Annotated in this window: 9 protein-coding genes; 3 read left to right on the top strand and 6 right to left on the bottom strand. The window is 73.0% G+C overall.

Annotation, left to right across the window (positions count from 1 at the left end; all coding sequences use genetic code 11):
• The 3 genes from ABZ371_RS20965 to ABZ371_RS20955 form a co-directional block, all read left to right on the top strand.
• The coding region (locus ABZ371_RS20965) for a hypothetical protein (protein ID WP_358681785.1) at window positions 1-304 on the top strand (304 nt) is incomplete at its 5' end.
• A gap of 43 nt (window positions 305-347) precedes the next feature.
• Window positions 348-1,301, top strand: a complete 954-nt coding sequence (locus tag ABZ371_RS20960; RefSeq protein ID WP_358681782.1) for a bifunctional riboflavin kinase/FAD synthetase — start codon at window positions 348-350, stop codon at window positions 1,299-1,301.
• A gap of 76 nt (window positions 1,302-1,377) precedes the next feature.
• Window positions 1,378-2,496 carry an XdhC family protein gene (locus tag ABZ371_RS20955; protein ID WP_358681780.1) on the top strand — a complete coding sequence of 373 codons (1,119 nt, stop codon included), beginning with the start codon at window positions 1,378-1,380 and terminating at the stop codon, window positions 2,494-2,496.
• A 271-nt stretch (window positions 2,497-2,767) separates the two neighbouring features.
• Here the strand turns inward: ABZ371_RS20955 and ABZ371_RS20950 are convergent, their stop codons facing one another.
• The 6 genes from ABZ371_RS20950 to ABZ371_RS20925 all read right to left on the bottom strand — a co-directional run bounded on the left by ABZ371_RS20950 (window position 2,768) and on the right by ABZ371_RS20925 (window position 11,673).
• Window positions 2,768-3,769: an ABC transporter ATP-binding protein gene (locus ABZ371_RS20950; protein ID WP_358681777.1), complete on the bottom strand. Its 1,002-nt coding sequence runs from the start codon at window positions 3,767-3,769 to the stop codon at window positions 2,768-2,770.
• Window positions 3,766-4,827 (bottom strand): ABC transporter ATP-binding protein, encoded by a 1,062-nt coding sequence (locus tag ABZ371_RS20945; RefSeq protein ID WP_358681774.1) that lies wholly within the window; start codon window positions 4,825-4,827, stop codon window positions 3,766-3,768. Before ABZ371_RS20945 ends, ABZ371_RS20950 begins: the two co-directional genes overlap by 4 nt.
• Window positions 4,824-5,744 (bottom strand): ABC transporter permease, encoded by a 921-nt coding sequence (locus ABZ371_RS20940; RefSeq protein WP_358681771.1) that lies wholly within the window; start codon window positions 5,742-5,744, stop codon window positions 4,824-4,826. Before ABZ371_RS20940 ends, ABZ371_RS20945 begins: the two co-directional genes overlap by 4 nt.
• On the bottom strand, window positions 5,741-6,832 hold the full coding sequence (locus ABZ371_RS20935) for an ABC transporter permease (protein ID WP_358681769.1): 1,092 nt from the start codon (window positions 6,830-6,832) through the stop codon (window positions 5,741-5,743). The genes ABZ371_RS20940 and ABZ371_RS20935 overlap by 4 nt, the downstream gene beginning before the upstream one ends.
• Before the next feature lie 3 nt (window positions 6,833-6,835).
• On the bottom strand, window positions 6,836-8,710 hold the full coding sequence (locus ABZ371_RS20930; protein WP_358681766.1) for an ABC transporter substrate-binding protein: 1,875 nt from the start codon (window positions 8,708-8,710) through the stop codon (window positions 6,836-6,838).
• Between the two features lie 197 nt (window positions 8,711-8,907).
• Complete coding sequence (locus ABZ371_RS20925; RefSeq protein ID WP_358681763.1) at window positions 8,908-11,673, bottom strand: AAA family ATPase; 2,766 nt, start codon at window positions 11,671-11,673, stop codon at window positions 8,908-8,910.
• Window positions 11,674-11,756 lie beyond the last annotated feature (83 nt).

Raw genomic sequence — 11,756 nt, 5'->3', positions numbered from 1 at the left:
GGCCGGATCCGCCCGGCGCCCGGAGGCCCGCACGAGGGCACTGGTGCACCGCACCGGCATGCTGCTCGCGCGGACGCCCGAAGGGGCCGCGCGCTTCGACGATGCGCTCACCGGACTCGCCCGGGACGTGCCCGGCTTCGCGGCGATGATCGCCGGCTGGCTGGCGGAGGCTCCCGAGGAGTGGGCCGTCGTCGTCGGTGGCGGCGCCCGGCGCGCGGTCGCGTCCCCGCACGGGCCGCAGCCGGTGATGACGGTGCCGATGCAGGCCGTGGGACGTGAGCATGGCAGTCTTAGACCTGCGTAATGGACACACACACGTACACGGGTTCGGGCGAGGAGCGGTCACAGTGCAGTGCTGGCGTGGCTTGGAGGACATCCCCGAGGACTGGGGACGCAGCGTCGTCACCATCGGCTCCTACGACGGGGTGCACCGCGGGCACCAGCTGATCATCGGCCGGGCGGTGGAGCGGGCGCGCGAGCTCGGCGTCCCGTCCGTCGTCGTGACCTTCGATCCGCATCCCAGCGAGGTCGTGCGTCCGGGCACCCATCCGCCGCTGCTGGCCCCGCACCACCGGCGTGCCGAGCTGATGGCGGGCCTCGGCGTGGACGCGGTGCTGATCCTGCCGTTCACCGCCGAGTTCTCGCAGCTGGCACCCGCCGACTTCATCGCGAAGGTGCTCGTGGACAAGCTCCACACCCGGGTCGTCATCGAGGGCCCGAACTTCCGTTTCGGCCACAAGGCCGCCGGGAACGTCGAACTCCTCGCCGAACTCGGCCGGACGTACGACTACGAGACCGAGGTCATCGATCTCTTCGTCAGCGGTGAGGCGGGCGGCGGCGAGCCGTTCTCCTCCACGCTCACCCGCCGCCTGATCGCGGAGGGCGACGTCGAGGGGGCCGCCGAGATCCTCGGCCGTCCCCACCGCGTCGAGGGGGTGGTGGTGCGCGGCGCGCAGCGCGGCCGCGAACTCGGCTTCCCGACGGCGAACGTGGAGACGCTGCCGCACACCGCGATCCCGGCCGACGGCGTCTACGCGGGCTGGCTGACGGTGGACGGCGAGGCCATGCCCGCCGCCATCTCGGTCGGTACCAACCCGCAGTTCGACGGCACGGAACGGACCGTCGAGGCGTACGCGATCGACCGGGTCGGCCTGGAGCTGTACGGACTGCACGTCGCCGTGGACTTCCTCGCGTACGTGCGCGGCATGCTCAAGTTCGACTCGATCGACGACCTCCTCGTGGCCATGGCCGCCGACGTGAAGAAGTCGGGCGAGCTGATCGCGGCGTACGAGCGGGCCTGACGTCCTCGCGTGGTGAGCGGGCCCGCGTCCGGGCATCGTCGGAGTGAGGGACCGTCGAGCCGGGAAGGCGCCCACCGTGCGTGAACTGCTCTCCGAACTGCGCGACTGGCACACCTCCGGTACGCCCTTCGCCCTCGCCACCGTCGTGGCGGTCCGCGGCAGCGCGCCGCGCGCCGTGGGTGCCGCGATGGCGGTGCGGGCCGACGGCACTGTCGCGGGCAGTGTCTCCGGCGGCTGCGTGGAGAGCGATGTCTGCGAGGTGGCGGCCGAAGCGCTGACCACGGGCGAGCCGAGCCTGCGTACGTACGGCATCAGCGACGACGACGCGTTCGCCGTGGGGCTGACCTGCGGCGGCACGATCGAGGTGCTGGTGCGGCCCTACGTCTCGGAGCCGGACCGGGAGGGGCTGCGCGCCCTCGTCGGCCTGGTCACCGCCGGGGTGCCGGTCGCGGTGGCGACCGTGGTCTCCCCGGAGGCGTCCCTGGGGGCCGGCCGGGTGGTCCTGGCCGACCGGGCCGACGGCTCACTCGGCGACGAACGGCTCGACGCCGCCGTCACGGACGACGCGCGGGAACTCCTCGCGCGGGGGGCCATGGCGAGCCACCGGTACGGGGCGCACGGCGAACGCCGCATGCGGGACGTGACCGTCTTCGTCCAGACGTTCGCCCCGGCTCCCCGCATGCTCGTCTTCGGGGCCATCGACCACGCCGCGGCGACGGCCCGGATCGGTTCCTTCCTGGGCTACCGGGTGACCGTCTGCGACGCCCGCCCGGCCTTCGCCACCCGGCAGCGCTTCCCCACGGCGGACGAGGTCGTCTGCGCCTGGCCCCACACCTACCTGGAGTCGGCCGACGTCGACGCGCGCACGGTCGTCTGCGTGCTGACGCACGACCCGAAGTTCGACGTGCCGCTGCTGGCCGCCGCGCTGCGCACGCCCGCCTCCTACATCGGGGTCATGGGCAGCCGGCGCACCCACGCGGACAGGATCGCCCGGCTCAGGGAGGCAGGGGTCGACGAGGAGAGCCTGGCCCGCCTCGCCGCACCCGTCGGACTCGACCTCGGCGCCCGTACGCCGGAGGAGACGGCCGTGTCCATCGCCGCCGAGATCGTCCGGCACCGCCGGGGCGGCACGGGCCGCCCGCTGAGTGAGCTGACAGGGCCCATCCACCACCACACCCGGCAACCGGACGCCTGACCTTCACCCGGCTGACGGGGCCGATCCACCGCACCCGGCAGCCGGACGCCTGACCCGCGCGCCGGGCTCACCGCGGGGGACGGTCTCCGTCGCGCGGACGGGGCGGCGCGGCCATGCCCGGGCCGCGCACCCTCCGCCCGGGCCGGACGGCCGCACGCCGGACGGCTCCCTCGGCCTCCCGTCCGCCGGCCCGGACCGGATCCCGGGACAGGTCCGCGAGAACCCGGGCGCCCCCGCACCGGCGTACCGGACGGGACCCCGCCGTCCCGCCTCAGGAGACCGCGCCCACCGCCGCCGTCGCCCAGTGGCACGCCACCTGCCTCCCGGCGCCGCCCCCCAGGACCGGGAGGTCCTGCGTGCGGCAGGCGTCGGCCACGCCGGCGCGTTCCGCCTCGCCCGAGGCGAGGACCTGGCAGCGCGCGTGGAAACGGCAGCCGGACGGCACATTCGACGGATCCGGCGGCTCTCCCGTCAGGATCACCGGCTCACCCTCCGCCTCCGGCAGCACGGACAGCAGCGCCCGGGTGTACGGGTGGCGGGGCGCGGTGAGGATCTGCTCGACGTCCCCCGTCTCGACGATCCGGCCCAGGTACATCACCGCGACCCGGTCCGCGATGTTCCAGGCGAGGCCCAGGTCATGGGTCACGACCAGCGCCGACAGGCCCAGTTCGTCGCGCAGTCGCAGCAGCAGCGCCAGGATCTCACCGCGCACGGAGGCGTCCAGCGAGGCCACCGGTTCGTCCGCGACGATCAGTTCCGGCTCCAGGACCAGCGCGCCCGCGATCACGACACGCTGGCGCTGACCGCCGGACAGCTCGTGCGGGTACTTCAGGAAGAACCGCTCCGGGGGCCGCAGCCCCGCCCGCGCCAGCGCCCCGGACACGGCCGCGTGCTCGTCACCCGCGTATCCGTGGATGCGCAGGCCCTCCGCCACCGCCTCGTAGACGGTGTGACGCGGATTCAGGGATCCGCTCGGGTCCTGGAGCACCAGCTGGACCCGCCTGCGGTAGGCCTTGAGCGCGCGGGCGGAGTAGTCCAGCGGCTCGCCGCCGAAGGTGACCCGGCCGGCCGTGGGCGGCACGAGGCCCAGCAGTGAACGGGCCAGCGTCGTCTTGCCGCAGCCCGACTCCCCGACGAGGGCGACGATCTCACCGGGCCGGATGTCGAGGTCGACGCCGTCGACCGCACGCGCCGTCGCCGCCCCGCGCCGTCCCGGGAACGCGACCTTCAGGGCCTCGGCGCTGAGCAGGGGGGCCTCAGGGGTGGTCGTCACGTCGTGCTCCTCGCTTCGTCGGCGCCACCGTGCGGACCCGGCGCCAGGACGGCGCCGGGTTCCACCAGTACGCAGGCCGCCCGCCGGTCCTCCCCGGCGTGCCGCAGTTCCTGGTCCTCGGTCGCACAGGAGTCCAGCGCCACCGGGCAGCGCGGGTGGAACGCGCACCCGGACGGCAGCGCGGCCGGGTCCGGCGGGTCGCCAGGCAGACCACGCGGGGCGTGCCGGGACGAGGGGTCGCCGATGCGGGGGAAGGCGGCCGACAGCGCGCTGCCGTAGGGGTGCCGGGCCTGCTCGTACACCTGCCGGGCCGGGCCCTCCTCGACGACCCGGCCCGCGTACATCACCGACAGGCGGTCGCAGGTGTCGGAGAGGACGGCCAGGTCGTGGCTGATCATGATGAGGCCGAGGTCCTGGTCGGCGACGAGCCGCTCGATCAGCCGCAGGATCTGCGCCTGAATCATGACGTCGAGCGCGGTGGTCGGCTCGTCGGCGATGATCAGACGCGGATCGCAGGCCAGGGCCATGGCGATCATCACCCGCTGCCGCTGGCCGCCCGACAGCTCGTGCGGATAGGCGTCCGCGCGCGCCGCCGGAAGGCCCACCTGCTCGAGCAGTTCGCCGGCCCGCTTCCTGGCGGCGGCGGGCGTCGCCCGGCGGTGCAGCAGGATCGGCTCGGCGATCTGGTCCCCGATGCGGTGCACGGCGTTCAGCGAGTGCATGGCGCCCTGGAAGACGATCGACGCCCCCGCCCAGCGCACCGCCCGCAGGCGGCCCCACTTCATCGTGAGGACGTCCTCGCCGTCCAGCAGGATCTCGCCGCTCAGCGTCGCGGAGGCGGGCAGCAGCCGCAGCAGCGCGAGCGCCAGCGTGGACTTGCCACAGCCGGACTCCCCGGCGATGCCGAGCTTCTGCCCGGCGTCGACCCGGAGGTCGACGCCCCGCACGGCGGGGACGGCACCGGCCCCCGAACCGTAGGTGACATGGAGGTCGCGGACCTCGAGCAGCGGATGCCGGGTCCCGGCCTCCGTCACGGTCTCCGTCTTCACGGCGGTCAACGGGTCACCCCCAGCTTGGGGTTGAGCACGGACTCGATGGTGCGGCCGCAGAGCGTGAAGGCGAGCGCGACGGCCGCGATGGCGAGTCCGGGCGGGGCGAGGTACCACCAGTTCCCGGAGCTGACCGCTCCGGCCTCACGGGCGTCCTGGAGCAGACCGCCCCAGGAGACGATCGTGGGATCGCCGAGCCCGAGGAAGGCGAGGGTCGCCTCGGTGAGGATGGCGGTCGAGATCACGAGGGTGGTCTGCGCGAGCACCAGCGGCATCACGTTGGGCAGCACGTGCCGGGACATGATGTGGCCGTGCCCGCCGCCGAGCGCCCTGGAGCGCTCGATGTACGGGCGGGACTCCACGGACAGCGTCTGCGCACGCACGAGCCGCGCCGTCGTGGGCCAGGTCGTCACGCCGATGGCGAGGACCGTCGTCCACAGCGACCGCGAGAGCACGGTGGCCAGCGCGATGGCCAGCACCAGCGTCGGCATCACGAGGAACCAGTCCGTGATCCGCATGACCACGTTGCCGTACCAGCCCTTGAAGTGCCCGGCGGTGATGCCCACCAGCGTTCCGATGGCCACCGACAGGAAGGCGGCGAGCAGTCCGACGGTCAGTGAGACCCGCGCCCCCCACACCAGGAGGGCGAGCAGGCTGCGGCCGAACTGGTCGGTGCCGAGGGGGAACTCCGCACTCGGCGACTCCAGCGGCCCACCGGGCGCGGTGGTGACGCTCTGCGAGTCGGCGCCGACCAGGAGCGGGGCGGCCAGCGCGGTCAGGGCGATCAGGGCCAGGACGGTCAGGCCGGCGAGACCGGCCCGGTGCCCGCGGTACTGCCGCCAGAAGCGGGCCACCGCGTGGCGCCGGCGGGTCCAGGTCAGCGCACGGGGGCTGCTCGCCGGCGTGGCGTCGGTCGTGGTCGTCATCGGCCCACCCGGGGATCGAGGAGCGGATAGATCACATCGGCGAGCGTGTTCATCAGGATCACCGCGGCGGCGAACACGAAGAACAGCGCCTGCACCAGTGGCAGGTCGGGCACGCTCAGCGCCTGGTAGAACAGCCCGCCCAGCCCGGGCCAGGAGAACACCGTCTCCACCAGGATGGCGCCCGCGACCGTGTTGCCCAGGTTGACGAAGAGCAGGGTCACCGTGGGCAGCATCGCGTTAGGGACGGCGTGCCGGCGGCGTACGAGGTCGTCGCGCAACCCCTTCGCGCGGGCCGTCGTCAGGTAGTCGCTGCCCATCTCGTCGAGCAGCGAGGACCGCATCACCAGCAGGGTGCGCGCGTACTCGACGGCGACGAGGGTGACGACCGGCAGCACCAGGTGGTGCGCCACGTCCACGACGTGGGCGAAGCCGCTCTCGCCGCCCGTCTCCATGCCGCCGGTCGGGAAGAGACCGGGGACGGGGCCGATGCCGACCGAAAGGGTGATGATCAGGAGCAGGCCGAGCCAGAAGGAGGGCACCGAGTACAGCGTCAGCGCGAAGGCCGTGTGGAAGCGGTCGCCCGCCGAGCCGCTGCGCCAGGCGGACCTCGCGCCCAGCCAGATGCCGATCGCCGTGTAGATGACGAACGCCGTGCCGGTGAGCAGCAGCGTCGCGGGCAGCGCCTCGGTGATCTTGTCCATGACCGGGGCGCGGAACTGGTACGACGTGCCGAAGTCCCCGGTCAGGGCGTTGCCGCAGTAGTCGGTGAACTGCTGCCACAGCGGCAGGTCCAGGCCGAACTCCTCGCGCATCGCGGTGATCTGCTCGGTCGAGACCTGACGGCCGCCGGTCATCTGCTTGACCGGGTCACCGGGGATCAGGCGGAACAGGAAGAAGCTGGTGACGAGCACGGCGAACAGCGACACGGCCGCACCGGCCAGTTTGCCCGCCGCGTAGCGTAGGTACGCGGTCGTGCTGCGGGCGCGTGGGCCGCGGGCCGACGGCCCGGCCGGAGCCGGGCCGTCGGTCCGTACGGCGTCCACGCCCGCCGCGCCCTTCAGGAGCGCGGGAGTGCTTTCTGTGCTCATGGACTATTCACGGTCTTCCGCGGTGGAACGACGACGCATGGCGAACAGCAGCCCGCCACCGGCGAGGACGACTACGGCGACACCGACACCGACGAGGACCCCGGTCGAGCTGCCGCTCTCACCGGGCGAACCGCCCGCCGCACCGGTGGCCGGGACTGCCGACCACCAGCTCCAGTAACCGTCCTGACCGTAGATGTTGCCCGCGTCCGAGGGCATGGTGGTGATGGACGCGATCTGGTCGGTGCGGTAGGCCTCGACGGCATTCGGGTACGCCATGACGTTCATGTACCCCGTGTCGTACAGCCGCGATTCCATCTGCTTCACGAGGTCGGCCCGTTTGGCGGCGTCGTATTCCGCCGTCTGCTTCGCGTGGAGCTCGTCGTACTGCTTGTCGCAGATGAAGTTGTCGGTCTGCGCGGTCTCCTTCGCCTTGGCCGGCAGCGCGGCGCAGGTGTGGATGGACAGGACGAAGTCGGGGTCCGGGTTGACGGACCAGCCGTCGAAGGCCAGGTCGTACTCGCCCGCGTACCAGGGGTCGGAGACGTTGTCGCGGCAGTCGACCTTCAGGCCGATGCCGAGGGCGCCCCACCACTCCTGGAGGTACTTGCCGACGGCCTTGTCGTTGGGGTCCGTGGCGTGGCACAGGATGCGGAAGTCGAGCGGCTTGCCGTCCTTGCCGGTCCGCTTGCCCGCGCCGTTCTTCCTGTAGCCGGCCTCGTCGAGCAGGGCGCCGGCCTTCGCCGGGTCGTAGGCGAGCTTCTGCCGGGCCGACGGCTTCCAGAAGTACGAGCCGTAGCGCGGCGGGATGTAACCCTCGCCCTCCACGGCGTAGCCCTGGAAGACCTTGTCGATGATGGCCGTGCGGTCCACGGCCATGAACAGCGCCTGGCGGACCTTCTGGTCCCGCAGCGCGGGGTGGCCGTCGCCGAACTTCGTGCCGTCCTTCGTCCGCGCGCCGGGGTTGGTCGCCAGCGCGTAGAAGCGCCGTCCCGGCGCGTCGTTCACCTTGATGTCGTCGGCGGTCCTCAGCGAGTCCGCCTGGGCGGGCGTCAGGCTCGGGCTCCCGGCGACGAAGGAGACCTCACCCTTGCGGAGGGCGGCGACGGCCGCGTCCTGGTCCTTGTAGTACCGGAAGACGAGCTCGTCGAACTTGGGCGCGCCCCGCCAGAAGTCCTTGTTGGCCTTCAGTTTCACGTAGCGGTCGACCTTGTAGTCCGTCAGGATGAACGGCCCGTTCCCCACGATCGGGAACTTCGTGTCGTTGTTGAACTTCGAGAAGTCCCCGACCTTCTCCCAGACGTGCTTGGGCACGATGGGCACGTCCAGCGCCGTCATCGTGGCCTGAGGCTTCTTCAGCTCGATGACCAGCTTGTCCGGGCTCGGTGCGGTCACCTTCTCGAAGTTGGAGACGAAGCTGCCGTTCGAGGTCGCGGCGCCCTCGTCGGTCATCATCGTGTTGAAGGTCCACGCGGCGTCCTCGGCGGTGGCCTTCTCGCCGTCCGACCACGTCGAGTCGGTCCGGATGGTGTACGTCCACGTCAGCTTGTCCGCCGAGGGCTCCCACTCGGTGGCGAGGCCGGGGACCGGGTGGCTGTCCTTGGCGTCGTAGTTGGTCAGGAAGTCATACATCAGCCGGCTGATGCTCGTGGAGAGCAGCCGCTGCGCGAGGAACGGGCTCAGGGAGTCGACGCTCTGCGCGACGGCGACCGTCAGGGTCGACGTACCGTCGGCGGCCCGCGCCTCCTGCGGGGCCGGAGCGAGCGGGTTCCCGGGGACGACCGACCCGGCGGCCAGCGCCATGGCGGCGGCTCCGGAGGCGAGAAGGACACGCAGGCGGCCGCGTGGGCGGGAGGAGGGTGGGGGGAATCTTGTGACCATGGACGTGGACCTCGCGTCATGACTCGCACGGTGAAGGCGGGCCGATCTCTGGTTCGCCAGTTGGTGAAGCGAAGGTCTATCAGCGGCGGTCGAGTCACGTCAACGGTCGGCCAAACGGCGTGTGGGCTGCGGGAATGCGGGAGGGCCCGCACCGTCGGGAACGGTGCGGGCCCTCATTGGTTCAGACCTCTGCTGCCTTACTGCTGAGGCGCTGGCGGCGGCTGCGGCGGGTACTGCTGCCAGCCGGCCGGCGGTACGGGACCCTGCAGTTCGGGCTGGTCGGGCCGATGTGCCTGGCCATCGGGGTGTGCGGGTGCCGGCGGCGGACCGGCCGGGCCCGCACCCGGCTGCCCCTGTGCGGGCGACTGCTGCTGCCATCCGTTCGGCTGTACCGCGTTCGGCTGTACCGCGTTCGGCTGTACCGCGTTCGGCTGTGCCGCGTTCGGCTGGGCGCCGCCCTGCTGCCACCCGTCCTGCTGCCACGCCCCGGGTCCGGGGTGCGGCGGGTAGGGCTGCCCGGGGGCGGCGGGCTGCTGCGGTGGGGGCTGCTGGGCCCCGTAGGGCTGCTGGGGGTACGGCTGCTGGGGGTGCTGCTGCGGGTAGGGCTGCTGCGGCTGCCCGGGCTGCGGCCGGCCGTCGTACGGCTGTCCCGGGTACGGCCGGCCGTCGTGTTGCTGCGCCGGGTGCTGCTGTGCCGGGTACGGCTGTCCCGGGTACGGCTGGGGCGCGTACGGCTGCCCGCCCGGCGCCACCTGACCGCCCGTCTGCTGACCGGGCATCGGCGGGGCGAACTGCGGCGGCTGGCTGCCGCCCTCGGACATCCACAGCCCTTGCTGCTGCTGGGCCCGCTGGAAGTCCTCGGCGACGAGCGCGGAGAGGTTGAAGTAGGCCTCGCGGGTCTTGGGGCGCATCATGTCCAGGTCGACCTCGGCGCCCGCCGCCAGGTGCTCGTCGAACGGCACGACCACCACTCCGCGGCACCGCGTCTCGAAGTGCTGCACGATGTCGTCCACCTTGATCATCTTTCCGGTCTCGCGGACACCGGAGATGACGGTGAGCGAACGCTGCACCAGATCCGCGTACCCGTGCGCCGACAGCCAGTCCAGCGTGGTGGACGCGCTGGAGGCCCCGTCGACGGACGGCGTCGAGATGATGATCAGCTGGTCGGCGAGGTCCAGCACCCCGCGCATCGCGCTGTAGAGCAGGCCGGTGCCCGAGTCGGTGAGGATGATCGGGTACTGCTTGCCGAGGACGTCGATCGCCCGGCGGTAGTCCTCGTCGTTGAAGGTCGTGGAGACCGCCGGGTCCACGTCGTTGGCGATGATCTCCAGGCCGGAGGGCGCCTGCGAGGTGAAGCGGCGGATGTCCATGTACGAGTTGAGGTACGGGATCGCCTGGACCAGGTCGCGGATGGTGGCACCGGTCTCACGGCGCACCCGGCGGCCGAGCGTGCCCGCGTCGGGGTTGGCGTCGATCGCCAGGATCTTGTCCTGACGCTCGGTGGCCAGCGTGGAGCCGAGCGCGGTCGTCGTCGTCGTCTTCCCCACGCCGCCCTTGAGACTGATGACCGCGATCCGGTAGCAGGACAGCACCGGCGTCCGGATCAGCTCCAGCTTGCGCTGCCGCTCGATCTCCTCCTTCTTGCCGCCCAGCTTGAACCGGGAGGCGCCGGAAGGATTGCGGCTGCTCTTGGCCTTCTGCTTGCCCCGCACCAGCCGGTCCGAGGAGAGCTCCACCGCGGCCGTGTACCCGAGCGGTGCGCCCGGGACGGAACGCTCGCGCTGGTCATGGGTGACCGGCGTGGGCCAGGCCGCTCCGGTGCGCGGGTCGACGGGCGGGGCCTGAGGGCCGGGCTGCTGGGGCCGGTAGGCGTCCTGTTGTTGTTGCTGCTGGTTCTGGTGCTGGGCCTGCGGGGCGGGGAGATTCGGGGTGCCCTGGCCCGGTACGGGCTGCTGCTGCGCGTAGGGGGCCTGCGGCGCCTGGTGCGGCGGCGGCGCCTGCGCGGGGAGCGCGGCGCCTTGGGCGGGAAGGTGTGGATGCGGGCTACCGGGCGGGAAGCCGTAGCCGCCCTGGGCGGGGAGGTGCGGCTGCGGAGTACCGGGCGGGAAGCCGTAACCGCCCTGAGCGGGGAGCTTCGGCTGCTGCGGCGGCTGCGGGAACCCGTAACCGCCTTGGGGAGTCTGCGCGTGCTCGTCGGGTCGGGCGGGTTGGGCCGGCGGCAGAGGAGCGGCGGCTGCCTGGGGGAACCCGTAACCGCCGGGGGCGTCACCTGCGGGCGCGGGTGCGGGTGCTCCCGGCGTGGTGCCGGGCCACTGCGGAGCGGGCTGGGGGGCGCTGGGCTGCGGTGCGGCCGGCTGGAAGGCGGGTGGCAACGGCGGCAGCGCACCCTGCGCGGGCGGGGTGGGCGACCACGGGGCCGGTGCGTTCGACGGTGCGACGCCCTGGGGCTCCTCGGCCGGTGACGCGTCGGCCGCCGGACCGGCCGCCTCCTGAGGTGCCGTGACCTGCGGCGGGGCGTCCGGGCCGGGTTCGTCCGACGGGACGGCGCCGGGTCCGGACGCGTCGCCGGCCGGCCCCGGGAACGCCTGCCCCGGGTCCGTGTCGGGGGCCGGGGTGGTGGCGGCCTCGCCGCCTCCGGGGGTCCTGTCGCCCTCCGAGGAGCTGTCCCCGCCGGCCTCGTCCACCGGCGTCCGCGCCGGCGCGTCGGAGTCGGCTCCGGTGGCGTCCGGGGACTCGTCGGTGCCACGCGTGTCCTCGGGCGCGGAGGCGGTGGGAGCATGGGCGTCCGCCGGAGCGTCCGCGGCCGCGGGGCCGTCCGCCGCGGGGCGGGCGGCGTCGGCCGCCTCCCGCTCGGCGATCTCCCGCTTGAGCGCGGCCGGCGAGAAGCGCATCGTCGCGCCGCTCTCCAGGTCGCCGCCACCGAACGGATCCGGCGAGCCGCCGCCCGCGTCCGCGTCCGCCACCGGCCCGGACGGAACCGGCCCGGACGGAACCGGCCCGGACGGAACCGGCCCGGACGGAACCGGCCCGGACGGAACCGGCCCGG

The organism is Streptomyces sp. NPDC005899, assembly GCF_040629645.1.
In the GTDB taxonomy this organism is placed as follows: domain Bacteria; phylum Actinomycetota; class Actinomycetes; order Streptomycetales; family Streptomycetaceae; genus Streptomyces.
The sequence above is the reverse complement of the archived record's forward strand: the minus strand, read 5'-3'. Positions and strand labels throughout refer to the sequence as shown.

What these genes read in the sequence shown, in the direction of transcription:
- ABZ371_RS20940 (WP_358681771.1), bottom strand. Translation starts at nt 5,744, where the DNA reads ATGACGACCACGACCGACGCCACGCCGGCGAGCAGCCCCCGTGCGCTG.
- ABZ371_RS20935 (WP_358681769.1), bottom strand. Translation starts at nt 6,832, where the DNA reads ATGAGCACAGAAAGCACTCCCGCGCTCCTGAAGGGCGCGGCGGGCGTG.
- ABZ371_RS20930 (WP_358681766.1), bottom strand. Translation starts at nt 8,710, where the DNA reads ATGGTCACAAGATTCCCCCCACCCTCCTCCCGCCCACGCGGCCGCCTG.